Origin of the sequence: Grimontia sp. AD028 (assembly GCF_000973155.1) — a bacterium.
In the GTDB taxonomy this organism is placed as follows: Bacteria; Pseudomonadota; Gammaproteobacteria; order Enterobacterales; family Vibrionaceae; genus Enterovibrio; species Enterovibrio indicus.
Window position 1 is genome coordinate 36,364 of record NZ_LASY01000008.1, and the last position, 17,041, is coordinate 53,404.

13 protein-coding genes are annotated in these 17,041 nt (G+C 48.7%); 2 read left to right on the plus strand and 11 right to left on the minus strand.

All coding sequences use genetic code 11. From position 1 onward, the window contains the following. Window positions 1-93: 93 nt before the first annotated feature. On the plus strand, window positions 94-2,535 hold the full coding sequence (locus tag RN22_RS01940; protein ID WP_046302880.1) for a glycoside hydrolase family 2 protein: 2,442 nt from the start codon (window positions 94-96) through the stop codon (window positions 2,533-2,535). A gap of 89 nt (window positions 2,536-2,624) precedes the next feature. On the opposite strand, the gene crr is transcribed toward RN22_RS01940, so the two are convergent. From crr to cysZ, 5 genes are all read right to left on the minus strand, one after another. Next, window positions 2,625-3,134, minus strand: a complete 510-nt coding sequence (gene crr, locus RN22_RS01945) for a PTS glucose transporter subunit IIA (protein WP_002537936.1) — start codon at window positions 3,132-3,134, stop codon at window positions 2,625-2,627. 42 nt (window positions 3,135-3,176) lie between these two features. Next, window positions 3,177-4,904, minus strand: a complete 1,728-nt coding sequence (gene ptsI, locus RN22_RS01950) for a phosphoenolpyruvate-protein phosphotransferase PtsI (protein ID WP_046302881.1) — start codon at window positions 4,902-4,904, stop codon at window positions 3,177-3,179. Between the two features lie 55 nt (window positions 4,905-4,959). Beyond that, window positions 4,960-5,217: an HPr family phosphocarrier protein gene (locus RN22_RS01955; RefSeq protein ID WP_002537934.1), complete on the minus strand. Its 258-nt coding sequence runs from the start codon at window positions 5,215-5,217 to the stop codon at window positions 4,960-4,962. Between the two features lie 317 nt (window positions 5,218-5,534). Next, a complete protein-coding gene (cysK, locus tag RN22_RS01960) occupies window positions 5,535-6,503 on the minus strand; it encodes a cysteine synthase A (RefSeq protein WP_002537933.1) in 969 nt (322 codons plus the stop codon). A gap of 199 nt (window positions 6,504-6,702) precedes the next feature. Then, window positions 6,703-7,464, minus strand: coding sequence for a sulfate transporter CysZ (cysZ, locus tag RN22_RS01965; protein WP_046302882.1), 762 nt, complete (start codon window positions 7,462-7,464; stop codon window positions 6,703-6,705). 492 nt (window positions 7,465-7,956) lie between these two features. On the opposite strand from cysZ, the gene zipA reads away from it, so the two are divergent. Then, window positions 7,957-8,919: a cell division protein ZipA gene (gene zipA / locus RN22_RS01970; RefSeq protein WP_046302883.1), complete on the plus strand. Its 963-nt coding sequence runs from the start codon at window positions 7,957-7,959 to the stop codon at window positions 8,917-8,919. A gap of 74 nt (window positions 8,920-8,993) precedes the next feature. Here the strand turns inward: zipA and RN22_RS01975 are convergent, their stop codons facing one another. The 6 genes from RN22_RS01975 to RN22_RS02000 form a co-directional block, all read right to left on the minus strand. Further along, window positions 8,994-10,556, minus strand: coding sequence for a lytic polysaccharide monooxygenase (locus RN22_RS01975; protein WP_046302884.1), 1,563 nt, complete (start codon window positions 10,554-10,556; stop codon window positions 8,994-8,996). Window positions 10,557-10,783: 227 nt separating this feature from the next. Next, window positions 10,784-11,305 carry a protein disulfide oxidoreductase gene (locus RN22_RS01980; RefSeq protein ID WP_082111338.1) on the minus strand — a complete coding sequence of 174 codons (522 nt, stop codon included), beginning with the start codon at window positions 11,303-11,305 and terminating at the stop codon, window positions 10,784-10,786. Between the two features lie 4 nt (window positions 11,306-11,309). After that, window positions 11,310-13,355 (minus strand): protein-disulfide reductase DsbD, encoded by a 2,046-nt coding sequence (locus RN22_RS01985; RefSeq protein ID WP_231590830.1) that lies wholly within the window; start codon window positions 13,353-13,355, stop codon window positions 11,310-11,312. 225 nt (window positions 13,356-13,580) lie between these two features. After that, a complete protein-coding gene (gene secF / locus RN22_RS01990) occupies window positions 13,581-14,477 on the minus strand; it encodes a protein translocase subunit SecF (RefSeq protein WP_002537927.1) in 897 nt (298 codons plus the stop codon). Between the two features lie 2 nt (window positions 14,478-14,479). Beyond that, on the minus strand, window positions 14,480-16,318 hold the full coding sequence (gene secD / locus RN22_RS01995; protein WP_082111339.1) for a protein translocase subunit SecD: 1,839 nt from the start codon (window positions 16,316-16,318) through the stop codon (window positions 14,480-14,482). Window positions 16,319-16,424: 106 nt separating this feature from the next. Continuing rightward, window positions 16,425-16,889, minus strand: a complete 465-nt coding sequence (locus RN22_RS02000; RefSeq protein ID WP_052737480.1) for a hypothetical protein — start codon at window positions 16,887-16,889, stop codon at window positions 16,425-16,427. Window positions 16,890-17,041 lie beyond the last annotated feature (152 nt).

Below are 17,041 nucleotides of genomic sequence, written 5' to 3' on the forward strand. Positions count from 1 at the left end.
TTGAGAGTCGTTGAATGGGCGTGGCAATAAGGACGCTTTGCAGTATCAAGGAATTAGCGGTTCGCGGCATCTCGCACTATCCGGAGAAATTGCGTGACCCAATTAATACTTGATGGTGAATGGACACTGACATCATTAACTGATGACAGCATTGTCGCACCGATCAAAATCCCTGGTGATGTTCACAGCGCCTTGTTGGTCGCTGATAAAATCCCTGACCCTTATTACGGCTGCAATGAAACTGACGTTCAATGGGTCAGTGAGCATGATTGGCTCCTGACGAAATCGTTCGAGGTAGATTCACCAACGCTGGAAGCACCTCGTATTGACCTAATGCTTAGCATGGTCGATACCATGGCATCTGTGGCAGTGAATGGCGAGGTTGTATTGCTGTGCGCCAATATGTTCCGAGAATATCGTGTTGATGTGCGTCCTTACCTTCAGCAAGGTGAGAACATTCTGACTGTCACCTTGAAGCGTGCCGATATTGAAGCGAAAGCACGTGCTGAACGTTTGCCATTTCCTGTGCCTTGGGCGGTAGGTAACAATCAAATTCCTCATATGAATACCCTTCGTAAAACCCAATGCCACGCCGGCTGGGACTGGGGAGTTTGTCTGCTAGCCAGTGGTATCTATGACAGCGTGAAGTTACAGCCAATCCACAATGTGGCGCTAAAAGGAGTTCGCACCGCACAGCAATGGCAAAGTAATGGCCAATGTGATCTGACCGTTTCTATCGATGCAGAAACCGTCGGCACTGATTCTGCGGCTATTGAATGCGTGCTGACATCCCCTTGTGGTGAGTCGCAAAGCACAACCATTTCAGCGGACGCTGAGTCTTTGGCATGTGGTTTCACAATCGCTCACCCAGAGCGCTGGTGGCCAGCAGGGTACGGCAGTCAACCGCTTTACTCACTGACTGTATCGGTTGAAGGCCAACATATTACCAAACGCATTGGTCTGCGAGAGCTTCACCTGGATACCACACCAGACGAAGTAGGGTCGGCAATGACTTTTGTCGTCAATGGTAAAGCGATCATGTCCAAAGGGGCCAATTGGATTCCGTTGGATGCCATGCCGGGATTGCAAACACCAGACCGCTACCGCCAACTTTTAGAAGATGCGAAAGCGGCGAACATGAATATGATTCGTGTCTGGGGCGGCGGCATGTATGAGCGTGACTGCTTCTACGAGCTATGTGATGAGCTTGGTCTGATGGTGTGGCAAGATCTCATGTTCGCCTGCGCGCTTTATCCGTCAACGCCTGAATTCCTGAAAGACGTCGAACAGGAAGTCGCATATCAGGTTCGCCGTCTTAGCGATCACTCATCCATCGCTTTGTGGTGTGGCGACAACGAAGTTATTGGTGCGATCGGCTGGTATCCAGAGTCGCGTACCAACCGCGAAAAGTACGTGGTGAATTATGACCGTCTTAATCGGGTGCTGCAGGAAGTGGTTGAACGTGAAGATCCATATCGTCGTTTCTGGGCGAGTTCGCCTTGTAATGGTGAGTTGGACTTTGGCGATGCCTGGCATGATGACAACAAGGGTGACATGCACTTCTGGGATGTATGGCATTCAGGAAAGTCCTTTGATGCCTACCACACAGTGAAGCCGCGTTTTTGTAGTGAGTTTGGCTATCAGTCCTGGCCGTCTCTGCCGACAGTGAAAACCTTCGCATCGGAAGATGACTGGAACGTCACATCACCGACTTTTGAGCAACACCAGAAGAATGGGCGTGGCAACAGCATCATGACGGAGATGTTCACCCGTTACTTCCGCTTCCCGAAAGATTTCGCACAGATGTTATATCTGAGCCAGGTTCAGCAGGCATTGGCAATTAAAACGGCGAGTGAATACTGGCGTGCCAACAAACCACTGTGCCGAGGGATTCTTTACTGGCAACTTAATGATTGTTGGCCAGTGAGCTCGTGGTCAAGCATTGAGTACACAGGACGCTGGAAGCAACTCCACTATCATGCCAAGCGCTTCTTTGACGTTAAGGCCGCGGTATTTGTGGAAGAGCAGGATGCGTTGGCACTTCGTCTGATCAATGATGAACACCGGAATGTGGATGCTAAAGGGCAGGTGACTTGGTATGACTGGCAAGGCGAAGTGATCGACACCTGGCCGTTTGAAACTAAGTTGGGTGAAGATGACAACCAAACAGTTTGGCAATGCGACAGACAAGTGATTGATGAGCGTAAGCATCAAGGCTTCTTCCATGTAGTCATGGAATGCGATGGCAAGGAGATCACCAATACCTGGTTTGATGATGTTTATAAACGCCTACCACTACCTAAGGCTTCAGTGGATGTTGAAATCATGGAAGGGAGGGATGGCTTGCAGCTGGTATTGAAGTCAGATCTGCCAGCATTCTTTGTTCATCTTGAGTTTGAAGGCGAGGGACGCTTCAGTGACAGCAGTTTCACGCTGATGCCTTGCTCTCCGGTCACAGTAAACTTCGAAGGCTGTGCTGATGTAGAGGCAATGAAAGCAGGGCTTCGTGTTTACCAACTGTCAGAGACGTTTTAAACAACAAGGGAGGCGATTGCCTCCCTTTCACTTTTTAACAGACACAAAAAAGCGCAGCCGAAGCTGCGCTTTTTCTTGCGATTCAAGAATTACTTCTTGATGCGCAGTACTGGCGTTTCACCAACAGAAACGGCACCAGACAGCTTGTTCAGCTCTTTGATTTCGTCCATGTTAGAGATAACAACAGGAGTCAGGGTAGACTTCGCTTTCTCTTCCAGCATAGCCAGATCGAATTCGATGATTGGGTCGCCAACTTTAACAGTCTGACCTTCTTCAGCGATGCGCTTGAAGCCTTCACCTTTCAGTTCAACGGTATCAATACCGAAGTGAACGAACAGCTCGATGCCGTCTTCAGATTCGATAGAGAACGCGTGGTTAGTTTCGAAAATCTTACCAATGGTACCGTTTACTGGTGCAACCATTTTGTCGCCAGCTGGTTTGATCGCGATGCCGTCGCCCACGATTTTCTCAGCGAAAACAACGTCTGGCACGTCTTCGATATTTACGATTTCACCAGACAGTGGTGCGATGATTTCGATCGCGCCTGCGTCGTTGCTGTCGTCAGAAACCAGCTTCTTCAGTTTGTCAAACAGACCCATAGTGTTTGCTCCTAAGCGTTATCAATTCTTTGCTGCTGTATCTTAGCAGACAGTTTTCTCTGCAATGAATTTATCTACGTGCGCAGTAATTTCTGCAGCAGTAGGCATTGCCAGTGCTTCTTCCGCCATTGCCTTAACATCAGCAAAGTTAGCATTACGGATGATCTTCTTGATTCGTGGAATAGAGATACCACTCATGCTGAACTCATCAAGACCCATACCCATCAGAAGCAGTGTTGCACGCTCATCGCCTGCCAACTCACCACACATGCCAGTCCACTTACCTTCTTTGTGAGAAGCGTCGATGACTTGCTTGATTACGGTCAGTACTGCTGGAGACAGTGGGTTGTATAGGTGAGAGATCAGCTCGTTACCACGGTCAACCGCAAGAGTATACTGGGTTAAGTCGTTTGTACCAATGCTAAAGAACTCAACTTCTTTTGCAAGGTGGTGAGCAATTGCAGCTGCAGCAGGCGTTTCAACCATGACACCAATTTCGATGTTCTCGTCAAATGCCAGACCTCCAGCTCGCAATTCTGCTTTGTACTCTTCAATCGCTTTTTTCAGCTCACGGATTTCTTCAACAGAGATGATCATTGGGAACATCACGCGAAGTTTACCGTGTGCAGAAGCACGCAGGATAGCACGCAGCTGGTCGCGAAGGATTTCACGACGGTCCAGGCTGATGCGAACTGCACGCCAACCCAGGAACGGGTTCATTTCTTTTGGCAGATCCATGTATGGCAGATCTTTGTCACCACCGATATCCATAGTACGGATGATCACTGGGTGGCCATGCATTGCTTCTGCAACTTCTTTGTACGCTTTGTACTGAATTTCTTCAGTTGGCAGCGCATCGCGGTCCATGAACAGGAATTCGGTGCGGTACAGGCCTACACCTTCGCCACCGTTGCGGTTAACGCCATCACAGTCTTTCACTGTACCGATGTTGCCGCAAACTTCTACTTGGTGGCCATCCAGAGTCACAGCTGGCAGGTCTTTCAGTTTTGCCAGCTCTTCTTTCTCTGCGATGAACTCATCACGGATCGCTTTGAATTTAGTCAGTTCTTCTTCGCTTGGGTTGATAACAATCGTGTTGTTGATTGCATCAAGAACCAGCATGTCGCCGTTGTTCACACGCTTGGTGATGTCGTTGGTGCCAACGATCGCAGGCAGTTCCAGAGAACGCGCCATGATAGAAGTGTGAGACGTGCGACCACCGATGTCGGTGATGAAACCCAGCACGTAGTCCAGGTTGATTTGCGCAGTTTCAGAAGGAGTCAGGTCGTTCGCCACCAGAATCACTTCTTCGTTGATTGCGCTCAGGGACACGATGTTGATACCCAGTGCGTTCTTAACAAAACGTGAGCCGATGTCACGAATGTCAGTTGCACGCTCTTTCAGGTATTCGTCGTCCAGAGATTCTAGGGTGACTGCTTGCTCTTCGATAACGCTGTAGATCGCGTACTCGGTAGAAGCATTGTTGTCTTTAATGAAAGCTATGATTTCTTCTTCTAGCTCTTCATCTTCAAGCAGCATGATGTGACCTTCAAAGATCGCTTCTTTCTCTTCACCGAAAGTTTCGCGCGCCTTGTCTTTAATCACTTCAAGTTGCTGTTTAGATTTTTCGCGTGCGTCGTAAAGACGAGCGATTTCTGCGTCTAGCTGGTCAGCTGGAACTGGATTTTTGTTGATGACGATGTCGTCTTCTTGGAGTAGCAGCGCTTTACCAAAAGCAATACCAGGAGATGCCAGGATACCTGAAATCATAGCTTTACCCTACATTGATCAAATTGAAATACTAATGGATAGAAAAAGAGCTGGATTATTCCAGCTCGTCCATCAGCTTAACCAGGTGATCAACTGCTTCTTGAGCTTGTGCACCGTCAGCTTTGATAGTTACAACAGTACCCTTGGTCAGACCCAGAGTTTGTAGCTTGAACAGGCTAGTTGCGCTTGCTTCTTTACCGCCAGACTCTACGGTGATTTTTGCATCGAAGCCTTTCGCTTCTTTTACGAACTGAGCCGCAGGACGAGTGTGCAGACCGTTTTCAGCAGTGATTTCTACTTGCTTTTGATACATGTTTTACCCCGATACATTATTTATTTAGGTTTATGTATTAAATCTTCGGTTAGCTTAAACTGATTGACCAGTTTTGGCTATCGATGGACGGTAAACTAACCAAGATTTGAGTGCCCTAGCTTAATCCAAGTCAAACTTTTGTGACATTTTCGCTCAAAACAACACCTGACTCACACTCGAGGCGATGATTAATTTCGAGGCCGAAAATAAAAGGCGGGGAATTTTTACTAGAGCAGGATTAAAAAATCAAACAAAAAAGCCCCAACGGGGCTTTTTTGTTGCCAATCATGCGATTGGATTTGGAAGCTCGAGGCCTGTTATTGCTGGTTTTCAAGCTCTGTGAAGATGCCAGCGAACAGTGCAGAACTCAGGTAACGCTCACCAGAACTTGGCAGAATCGTTACGATGTTTTTGCCTGCGAACTCAGGCAATTCTGCAATTTTGTTGGCAGCAACAACAGCAGCACCTGAAGAAATACCTGCCAGGATACCTTCTTCTTCCATCAGACGGCGTGCCATCGCAATCGCTTCGTCAGAGGTAACCAGTACAGTTTTGTCGACCAGAGACAAATCCAGGTTGCCAGGTACGAAGCCTGCACCGATACCTTGGATTTTGTGAGGTGCTGGTTGTACGTCGTCACCATTCACAGTTTGGGTGATAACTGGAGACTCCGCAGGCTCTACTGCAACAGTGGTGATTGCTTTGCCTTTGGTGTTTTTGATGTAACGGCTAACACCAGTCAACGTACCACCCGTACCTACACCAGATACGAATACGTCGATTTCGCCTTCAGTATCTTCCCAAATCTCAGGACCTGTGGTCTTCTCGTGGATCTCCGGGTTAGCAGGGTTGTTAAACTGTTGCAGCATCAGGAATTTCGCTGGGTCAGCAGCAACAATTTCTTCTGCTTTAGCAATCGCACCTTTCATGCCTTTCGCTGCTTCGGTCAGTACCAAGTTTGCACCGAGTGCTTTCAGCAGTTTACGACGCTCAAGGCTCATTGACTCAGGCATGGTCAGAGTCAGTTTGTAACCACGGGCTGCAGCAACATAAGCCAGCGCGATACCTGTGTTACCACTGGTTGGCTCAACCAGTTCAACACCAGGCTTCAGCTTGCCGCTTTTCTCTGCATCCCAAATCATGTTTGCACCGATACGGCATTTAACGCTAAAGCTAGGGTTGCGAGCTTCAATTTTTACCAGCACTTTGCCGTTTGATACACGGTTAAGACGTACAAGCGGCGTGTTGCCGATAGTGGTTGAATTATCTTCGTAAATTTTACCCATCTTCTTCGTTCCTTCGGTTTGCAGGGGATATACGAGTTTCAGAATATCCTGATTTGGCTGAAAGCAAAGTAATCGTTAGTTATATCTTATTGTTATCAGCATGGTTTCAGATGCGGGTAACACTAAATAGTGTATTTGGAAGCAGAAAACACCTTTGTTCTGTTGAGCAAAGGTGTTTTTCCGAAATATTGAAGTGAGTTTAATAGCGGGCGAGATCGCCGCGATACTTTTCAACCCACATCGCCGTTGCTCCGCAGACAGCGGCCGGCATAACAAAAAGGTTGAGAATCGGTGTCATGGTGAACAACATCACCAAAGCGCCAAAACTCATGGTGGAGCCTTTATTGTCACGCAGCGTGGCTTTCATGTTCGGGAAAGAGACACGGTGGTTATCAAACGGGTAGTCACAATACTGGATACCCATCATCCAGGCACTGAACAAGAACCACAGCACCGGGCCGAGTGTTTGGCCAATCGCTGGAATCCACATTAGTAACAACAAACCCAAAGCTTTCGGCAAGTAGTAAGCAAGTTTCTGCCATTCGCGTTTAAACACACGGGGTAAATCTTTGATGATGCCGGTAATGCCATCGTCGGGTGGACGCTTGCCTGTCAACTTAGCTTCCAGATGTTCAGCCAGTAGGCCGTTAAAAGGGGCCGCAATCCAGTTGGCAACGGTACTGAAAAAGTAAGAACAGATAACCAATTTTGCTATTGCCAGCAGAGGCCACAAGACATACGAGAGCCAATTCAGCATTTCAGGTAAATAGGATAACCAACCATTAATCCAATCACTGAGCTGAGAAAGCACGACACCAATTAGGGTACCCATCAAAAGCAGGTTTACGACCAACGGAATAATCACAAAGCGACGGATCCCGGGCGTAAACATGAGCGAAAATCCGCGGAGAAAATAGCTCGCACCAGATACCGGCTGCTTAGCCATTTGAGTTGGGTTCATAGAATCTCCTTTCTGTGCCTATCCCAAAGGCAAAAATTGAATGTTTTTATTGCTAAAGCAGGAACTAAGCCAACTTTGACTTCATTTTACAGGCGATGGCGTATTGCTGTGAAACCTTGGATTTTCGGGGATTTAAAACGCAATCTTGATGTTCCAGCTAGCGATGCAGCAACGCTATCGAAGCCTCGTGATGAGAGAATGTTAACGTCTAAGACCAGATAATGGCAATTTACGCCACTGGTGAATTATTGAACCGCGCCATTGTCAAACAGCATAGTGAAGTGAGTGAAAATGCGCATTGGGCGCGTTTTCACTGTCAGAACAGTGACTTTTTCAGTGTTCTCGCGGTATGGACGTTAACTTTCATACGCTTTTTGGTACAGTAGTCAGCAATTTGTATGTGCGACATTGCCAAAGGTTGTACCAAGGTGTTTAGATAGGTCACAACCGCTTGCGGACTCTCGTCGTTAATTGGATAAATGCTGAGATTAAATGATGCAGGAATTGCGCCTTGTTTTAATCATTTTGGGTGCGGTGGCTATCGCCGCGTTGTTGCTTCATGGCTTGTGGACAAGCCGTAAGGAAAAGCCCGCGAAGTTTGGCGAAAAGCCAATTGGTAAATTAAGAGAAAAAGATGAGACAGGATTTGATCAGGACGGTATTGGTTCAGTTCGAGTGATCAAGTCCGGTAGTAGCGACAAGCCTAAAACTGAGCGCAAAGAGCCAGGTCTGAATTTTGGTGATAAACCTGATATCGATCCTCTTTTTGCTGGACAGAGTGAAGACATGTCAGCAAAAGAGAAGGATGACGATGTTCCTTTGCCGACATTTTCTGCTGACGACAGCGATGCAGATAAAGCGACTGATGTGCCTGTGCAGTCGATTCAAACGCCTCAGGAAGAAGCCCCTGTTGTTGACGCAGTCGCAGAGCCAGTGATTGAAGCACCAGAAAACGTTTCTTTTGCGGAAGATAAAGACGCTTCAGAAACTGTTGTTGATGATGTACCACAAGTTGAAGAAGAAACACCAAAAGAGCCAGAGCAGCAGGTACTGATCATGAACGTTCAGGCTGCAAATAACAGTGAGTTTGATGGCGAAGAGCTGATTAACTGCCTTGAGCAACACGGTATGATTTTTGGTGAGATGGAAATTTTCCACCGTCATGCAGATTTAGCTGGTACAGGTAAAGTTTTGTTTAGCGCGGCAAACATGTTTAACCCTGGTAGCTTCCCGCTGGCAACGATTCATCAGTTCACCACACCGGGCATTACTCTGTTTATGACGCTGCCTTGTTACGGTGAAGCCGAGCAGAACTTTAAGCTCATGCTTCAAACTGCCCAACAAGTTGCTGATCAGCTTGGTGGTTTAGTGACAGACGATAACCGCAATATGATGACACCACAGCGTCTTGATGGTTATCGCGATAAAATTAAGCAGTTTCACGCCCACGCCTGATTGAATCTGACAGAACAAAGAAAAACGCCCCTTCAGGGGCGTTTTTTGTATCAGCAGCATTAAGGAAGAGTGTGTTATTTAACTTCCGCCCAAGGCCCGCCATTCGTTGGTAGATCGCCTTTGGTCCACCACTTCGCTTTGTAGGTCTTCGTCTCATAAACCACAGTATCGCCGCCGCTGTAGGCAATATCTTTACTCCAGGCTTGGTCGCCAGCACCTTTGTCCGCTACCCATACGGAAGACGTTCCCGGCTCCTCACCTTTGTTCCACCACTGCGCCGTATAAGTTACGCCAAAGTGTGTCACTTTATCGCCAGCCAGGTAGGTCGCATTCGCATCCCAGTTTGTTTCACCGCCTGTGCTGCCGCTACCTTTCACGTTTACGCTGATCACAGCCTCAGCACTGGCCGTGCCGTCAGTGACTGTCACAGTAATCGTGTCGTTAAGGTCAGTGGTGGTTGCTGGCGCAGTGTAACTGATGGTTGCATCATTGCCAGTGACGGTCACAGTGCCTTGGCTAGCACTGAATGTCAGTACATCGTTGTCAGCATCTGTTGCTGAAACAGCAATTTGAGTAGATTGACCGCTTTCTACACTCACTGCCAGCGGGGCGTTGAGAGCCGGTACGTTGTTCACGACTTCCCGTTTGATATCGAGCTGGAAGGTAGCGCTTTGGTCTTTCACGTAAACCAGATTGCCGTATAGGTCGGCGCTGTCCCAAGATACCAAACCGTCTTGTGAGAGTTTACCGAGGCGAACACCGGTCGAACCATTGTTGATGATATCTGCTAGCTGAGAAGCCCAAACCGATTCGTCTTGGTTTGTCACGTCAATAGCGACCTTTTCGAACACGGTTTCTGTCCCACTTCCATCGAAAACGCGGAACCAGACGGTATCTCCATTATTGGCGTCGTCAGTTGCTTTGACTGCTGCACCAAGGCTTTGCCATGTCGGAACAACGATGTCGCCACCAAAGCTGATGTCTGAACAGTTGTAGAAGCCTTCGCCTGCTGGGTCATCGCGCTGCCAGCGTGAATAAAGCACTGCGTTGCCGGTGCGGTCTGTTGGCAGGGTGATAGTCATTTGGTAGTACTTTTTCTCGTTGATTATCACAACGGGTACATTGCCAAATTCCGCAATCAAATCCAGATCTGACCATTTCAATGCATCAGTTGCCGAATTGTAGGCGGCGTTTGAGAGGTAGAATTTCCAGAAGCTCGGGTTGTGAGGCGTTGATGCACGGTATAGAAGGGTTAGCTTCCCGTTCAAGCTTGGGTCAATCGGTGTGGCTTGCCATTCAGAAGAAGGAATGTCGATACCGGCTTTTTTCGGGTCACCTGCCGAACACAGTGCGCCATCTGGTACTCCGGCTTCAACAGCAGCTTGATTAGTGAAATTAGAAACGAGTTTTGCAAACTCCGGCTTTTGCACAAACGGATACCAGCCGGACTCTTTAAAAGCAGCGCGACAAGCCGCGTTAGGAATGGTTGAGCCGTCAGTTGATTCCCAGTAGCCACCGTCGCTGTCACAAATTTCCTGACGTGCGGGTGGATAGTCCATATAGCCGTGTGCAAAGGCGAGTTGAGGTATTGTCGCCGATACCACTGCCACCAAAGGGAGTAGTCGAGTGCGTAACATGTTGTTTCCTCTCAGTGTTGGTTGTTTTTGTTGCTTTTTTGTTATTACACACTGATTTGGTTGAAAATTAGGCGGCGGGATTTTGTCGGTTTCTACAAATTAAAGGTGGCTCGAAAAAGGTTTTCCAAATTTTCATAGATATGAAAAATGCCCGGCATGATTAGGAATTCATGTCACTAATCAATGGCCGGGTATTTTGTTTGAAAAGTGCCTGTGAAAGCGATGGGTCAAGCCAACCAAAGGCGAGCCAATAAACCGGGTGGTGTGGTGATACCGGTGGTGATAGATGCGATTTTGCCGCCTTTAACAATCACTATGGTCGGCGTCGCGCGCACGCCCCACATACCTGACAATGATCCTCGCTCATCATTGATGGTGGCGAATTTTAGGTCGCGATGTTGAAGGTAGGCCGCAACACGATCATTTGAGCCTGAAGTGATCGCAACAGAGACGACCTCATGATCTTTCGCTAACCAATCCACGGTTGGCGTCACAAATTTGCATGCGCCACACCATGTAGCCCAAAAGTACAAAACCACGGGCTTTTCTTCACTTAGGGCGACTATATCTATGGTTTCACCTGACAGATCCTGTAAGGCAACATTTGGCAACTGCTCGTTCGGCATGTCCTGACTGCGCCAAAGATCCACAGCGAATGAAACAACGGAAAACAAGATCACTAGTGTAAGGATTTCCTTTATCCAGAATCCGGGCTTTTTCCATTTACTCTTGTCTCTTGGAGTGTCCATGGTTTCAACCTCCTTTAGCATGATTGATGGCACGAATGACATCTTCACTCGACAGCACGACAGGAAGCGGGATGCCTTCTGGCGCGGCTGGGCCATAAACAATATTGAAAGGCACACCATAGCGGCCGTATTTACGCAGATAGTCGGTCACATAACCGTTGGGAGAAGTCCAATCACCCTGAAATATCGCCATATCTTCGGCTTGAAGTCTGGAGTAGACGGGCTCTTGCAGTAAAACACCGATTTTGTTTGCTTTACAGGTGATACACCAATCTGCAGTAACATCCACAAACACGGTGTTTCCTGCATTCACTTCTTGCGCTATCCGCGATTCATCGAGCTTTTGCCACGCCAAATCAGGTGGGAGAGGCGTCACCCATTTAGAGGCTGTAAGGCTTGCAATTACAAGCGTCACAGCCGTCAGAAAAATGCACACGCCACTGATGATTACTGCTGTTTTTTTACCGTGAACTTTGTGGGTTCTGGTGATGAAAAAGGCAATGACGATGAAGCTCAGGATGATAAGCCAAAGCAGCGATAAATGATTGGCCAGCAATGTCAGCAGCCAGACGCTGGTTGTGAGCATCATAAAGCCAAATAACCACTTCACTCGGTTCATCCAAGCGCCTGGTTTTGGCAATTTCATTGCTAGGGAAGGCATGGCGGCTACGAGTAACCAAGGCAGCGCCATACCGACAGCTAGCGCGGAGAAAATCGCAAACAGGGTTGGCGTTGATGCGGTTAGAGCAAATGCAACCGCGGTACCAAGAAACGGCGCAGAGCACGGGGTAGCAAGTAATGTGGCAAACATGCCTTGGGTAAAGTGCCCGACATAGGAGTTATCCCCCCGGGTTGCCAGCCAGGTATTTGCTGAAGAGGGCAGTCTGATCTCGAGTAATCCCAACATGTTGGCAGCAAACAGTGTCGTAATCGCCACCATCACACCGATAAACAGTGGGCTTTGGAATTGAATGCCCCAACCGATCGCGTTACCAGTGAGTTTTAGGGTGAGCAGGAAGGCAGCGAGTAGCCAAAATGAAAACAAGATCCCCGCCGCTGAGGCAAGAAATTGTTTACGTATTTGTACTTTCGCCAGACCCTGAGCGGTGATCACGCTGCTTAGTTTTAGGCCAAGCACCGGCAACACACAAGGCATGATATTAAGAATAAGCCCACCTAACAGCGCGAAGGCAATGGCAGATGTAAAGGAAAAATCCGGTACTACCTCAACAATGGTTCCCGCCTTTGCCGTGATTTTCTGTTCAGCCAGAAAATCTTTGTCAATAAATGTGATGGTCACCATTTCATCGGCTAACGCAGGCTGTTTCATCCAACTGCTGGCGGAGTAGGTAGCGGTGACGGTCTCGCCATTCACTGAGATTGTCGGCACAGAAAAAGCCACATCGGTTAGTGCGTCCGAACTGCCATCAACAATGATATCGGGTGATTGCCAATCGATGATCTTACTTGCGGAAACTTGCAGTTGCTGTTTTGTATCATCCCATACGGCGCTGATATTTTTCAGTTGAGGTGATGCTTTAGGGACTTGGCTAGCGGCCTGCGCATGCGTGTGCAGCAACTCTGCATTGGGTTTTAGATTGTTTGGTGTAAATGCCAGTTCAAACTCGTAGTCCGTGAGCACACACACTGTGGTACAGGAAGAGACCGTTAAGGTACCTGCAAAGTTTGCTGGTTTGTTGATGTCCTCAACGTATAGCGTGATGGGAAAAATGATATCGCCTGTGTAGCCCAGCGTATCAATACCCAACAAATCGAAGCGTTGTGGAGCAGGCCATTGCCAGTCCACATCTTTGATGTTGTCTGATGCTTGCCAATTTAGACTCGGCGCTACGCCGCCTTCTCCGGGGGAGCGCCAGTAGGTTTTCCAGTCACCGGAGAGGTTGATTTCCAGAAAGCCTTCAACGGCGTTGGTTGATTCATTGGCATTGCCAGTCAGCACAACGCGGGCTTTGACCGGTGGGTGAGCAGGGTTTGTCAGCCATCCGGTATCCGGTGCCTGGGCTTTCACTGGTAGCGTCGCAAAAAACATCAAAGCAAGTAAAGCGATGATTACTCGAGTGCTTTTTATTGAAGTGTGGTGATACATGGCCTAAAAATTTGATCCAATTTTGCACAGCATTCTGTTGAGCGCGCTGACTGATTGCAAGCGGCAGTCATACCTAATATGTAAGTGACCGTGTTTGTTAGACATTGCTTACAGGATGTCGGAGTGGGTATAAAAAAGCCCGCAGAAGCGGGCTTGGGAAGAACAGTATTAAGGCGCGTCGGATACAGGCGTTGGCATGTAATGTTCGGGACGCAAGTTTGTCATTTCCGGAATAATGGTCGCGACCGTCATGGTTGACCAGGTACCGGCGACAATACCGATAAACATGGTGATGGAGAAACCATATAGCGGCTCTCCTCCCAACAGCCAAAGAGATCCGACAGAAATCAGTGTGGTTCCTGAGGTGATGAGCGTGCGGGACATAGTAGAAGCAATTGCGCGGTTGTTGAGCTCTGCAATTGGCAAGGTTACGTTTGCTTTCAGCAGTTCCCTTATCCGGTCAGAGATGATGATGGAATCATTCAGCGAGTAACCCAGCACGGCCAAGAGTGCTGCCAACACTGTCAGGTTGAACTCCATTCCTGTGATAGAGAAAAAGCCCAGCAGGAGAACGACATCATGTACCAGCGCCAGCAGTGCGCCGGATGCCAGTCGCCACTCGAAGCGGAAACTCAGGTAACCCAGAATCACCAACAGAGTAATAAGCACGGCCAACCCACCTTGCTCTGCCAGTTCTTGACCAACTTGTGGGCCGACCAGACTGACGTTAATCATCTCAACAGTTTGTGAGAAAGATTCGAGTATAGGCTTGAGCTCAGGCTGCTCACTCAATTTCTCCGGCGCGGCGTAACGAAGTACCCAATCACCAGCTTCTCCGGCTGACACCACGGTCACAGGCTGTTTGAGCGCAGCTTCCAGTTTGTCCTGAATTTGGTTGGCAGTTAGCGTTGAGTCCAGTTGAACTTCACTGATCATACCGCCGGTAAAATCGAGACCGAAATTGAGGCCCTTGGTGCTCAAGGTAAAGATAGAAAGCACCATGAGTACACAGGAAATCAGGCTGCCAATACGGCGAAGTTTTGTTGCGTTTTTCATCGTAATCATCGTTATACCCTCACACCGCGACGTGAATCTCTACCCCAAACCAGATTGATCACTGCGCGTGACGCAAAGATTCCGGTAAACATACTGGTCAACAAACCTAAGCCCAATGTCAGAGCAAAACCTTGGATAGGGCCATTACCAATGGCATACAAGGTTGCAGCTGAGATAAGTGTGGTGATGTTGGAGTCGAGGATAGTGGCAAACGCACTGCTGAAACCCAAATCAATCGATTGAGCCAGGATTCTTCCTTCACGGACTTTTTCTTTTATTCGTTCGAAGATCAGCACATTGGTATCTACCGCCATACCGACGGTAAGCACCAGGCCTGCGATACCTGGCAGCGTGAGTACTGCGCCAGGAAGCAGGGCAATCAGACCCAGTAGCATCACCATATTGACGACAAGGGCGAGGTTCGCCACCCAGCCAAGCTTGCGGTACCACACCGCCATAAACAGCAGGGTTAACCCCATCCCCATTGCGAGCGCTGCAAAGCCGTTTTGAATATTCTCTGCACCTAACGAAGGGCCAATGGTGCGCTCTTCAACGATGGTTACTGGTGCAGTGAGAGAGCCAGCACGCAGCAATAGCGCTAAATCCTGCGCTTCAGGCAGGGTACCGACGCCGGTAATGCGGAAACGGTTACCCAGTTGGGACTGAATGGTCGCCACGCTGATGATAGACGTTTCTTGCTCAGTTTTACCTTCTGCATTGCGGCTGTATTCGCTGTAAGCCGTCGCCATAGGTTTGCCGATATGCTGCGCTGAGAAGTCAGACATTTTCTTACCGCCGGTTGAATCCAGCGAAATGTTCACTTCTGGCATGCCCATTTCACCCATGCTGGCGCGCGCGTCGACAATGTGCTCACCTGACAGAACCGGCTTGCGGTTAACATGCACCGGGCGACCGTTTTGCTCTGGGATCACCATGGAGCCAGGTTTGTAATCACTCACCACTTCATAGAATGCAAGACTTGCAGTTGCGCCAATCACGTTTTTGGCGGCGGCAGGGTCTTGAACGCCTGGCAGTTCGATACGGATACGGTGTTCGCCCTGGCGCTGAACCGCTGCTTCTGTAATGCCTAGCTCCTCAATACGAGAACGCATGGTTTGCAGGTTCTGTTGCACAGTCAGGTTAGTGAGTGTTTGCTTTTCCGCTTCTTTCAAACTCATTGTCAGGGTGTTGTCACCGTTACCTTTTACTTCCCATTGAGGATATTGCTCGCGGAGGAATTGACGCAGCTCGCCTTCAGAAGTACTGGATGGTGCAACGATTTTTAAATCACCATCGGCATTAACCTGAACGCGCACACCACGGACTCGAAGCTCGCGCGCGTGCTCGCGGACCGCATCAGCGGCTTGTGTTGCATGAGTATGGAAAACTTGCTGCATGTCGACATCCAGCAGGAATTGCACGCCGCCGCGAAGGTCAAGACCAAGCTTGATTGGCTTGAAACCCATCTCCAGTAGCCAAGCTGGTGCTGCTGGCACCATGGCCAGTGTCACGGTGTCATCTCCCGGCATACGTTTTGCCAAAATCTGCTTAGCCGCATTTTGTTGGGATGCATTGCCCAGCACCACGGTGGTTTTGTTGCCTTGTTGGTCAATACGCGTCACGTCGACATCTTTGTTATCCAGAATGCTTTTGATCGCGACAGCCGATGGTGTATTCCCTTTGTGGGAAATCATGATGGCTGGGCTTTCGCCAAACCAAGACGGCAGAGCGCTGAACAACATAATGATGATGGTGGTGATAAGCACCACGTATTTCCATGCAGGATAGTGATTTAACAGAGTCGTTCGACCTGTTCTTTTTGGCTTAGTATTTTGAGTGTTTTTTTGCATAGCTCTCGCTCGTCACCGCTAAACATTTACGGCAAATACGTCAAATCTTTAGTCCACTGCGTGGACGTGTTTAGTTCGCCGATGGAAATCAGCTGGGATTTGAAGTTCAGGCTTGAGCTTGAGAAATGAACCGGTATTGCAGATTGGAATCTTTCCAGCCCGCGATACGGTGCCTGGTCGCAGGGGGAGAGCGAGTCCAGTCGTGCCAGTGGCTGAAAGTGTCATCGTAATGATAGTAATCAAGCAAAGTGGCAACGTTTGCCAGCTCGATAACCAGTTCATATTCAGGTTCAGTGTTGGCGAGCCTTTCTGGCAGCCAGGAACCGTTTCTGAGTAAGGTGGATAGGTTTGGTGTGAGCGATTTAGCAGGAGCCCTGTGCTCAGCATTTAACGAAGTGAGCGCATCTTGTGCTGATGTCTGGGCTTCATGCTGAGTGACCACCAGACAGTTTGAGTGATCGCTGTTAGTGTCGACAGAGTCTGCCGCGAATGATGGCAGCGAAAAAAAGACAAGCAGCAACGCGAGCAAAGTGCCCCAACAGCCGTTGTGTCTTAATGCGTTACCCTTCATGGTGTCACTCAATGATAAATCTGCCAGCATCATAATCGCTTGGATGCATTATCAACAAGCGGTATTTTCGCGCCCTATGGGAGTTCGGGTATACTGGCCCACATTCTCAATATCCAAGCCACAAAAAGTGGTGAAGCAAACTAGGCAGCATT

Bases quoted from the DNA above. Each gene is read 5' to 3' on its own strand.
- crr (WP_002537936.1), bottom strand. From the start codon at position 3,134: ATGGGTCTGTTTGACAAACTGAAGAAGCTGGTTTCTGACGACAGCAAC.
- ptsI (WP_046302881.1), bottom strand. From the start codon at position 4,904: ATGATTTCAGGTATCCTGGCATCTCCTGGTATTGCTTTTGGTAAAGCG.
- RN22_RS01955 (WP_002537934.1), bottom strand. From the start codon at position 5,217: ATGTATCAAAAGCAAGTAGAAATCACTGCTGAAAACGGTCTGCACACT.
- cysK (WP_002537933.1), bottom strand. From the start codon at position 6,503: ATGGGTAAAATTTACGAAGATAATTCAACCACTATCGGCAACACGCCG.
- cysZ (WP_046302882.1), bottom strand. From the start codon at position 7,464: ATGAACCCAACTCAAATGGCTAAGCAGCCGGTATCTGGTGCGAGCTAT.
- zipA (WP_046302883.1), top strand. From the start codon at position 7,957: ATGATGCAGGAATTGCGCCTTGTTTTAATCATTTTGGGTGCGGTGGCT.
- RN22_RS01975 (WP_046302884.1), bottom strand. From the start codon at position 10,556: ATGTTACGCACTCGACTACTCCCTTTGGTGGCAGTGGTATCGGCGACA.
- RN22_RS01980 (WP_082111338.1), bottom strand. From the start codon at position 11,305: ATGGACACTCCAAGAGACAAGAGTAAATGGAAAAAGCCCGGATTCTGG.
- RN22_RS01985 (WP_231590830.1), bottom strand. From the start codon at position 13,355: ATGTTTTTTGCGACGCTACCAGTGAAAGCCCAGGCACCGGATACCGGA.
- secF (WP_002537927.1), bottom strand. From the start codon at position 14,477: ATGATTACGATGAAAAACGCAACAAAACTTCGCCGTATTGGCAGCCTG.
- secD (WP_082111339.1), bottom strand. From the start codon at position 16,318: ATGCAAAAAAACACTCAAAATACTAAGCCAAAAAGAACAGGTCGAACG.
- RN22_RS02000 (WP_052737480.1), bottom strand. From the start codon at position 16,889: ATGAAGGGTAACGCATTAAGACACAACGGCTGTTGGGGCACTTTGCTC.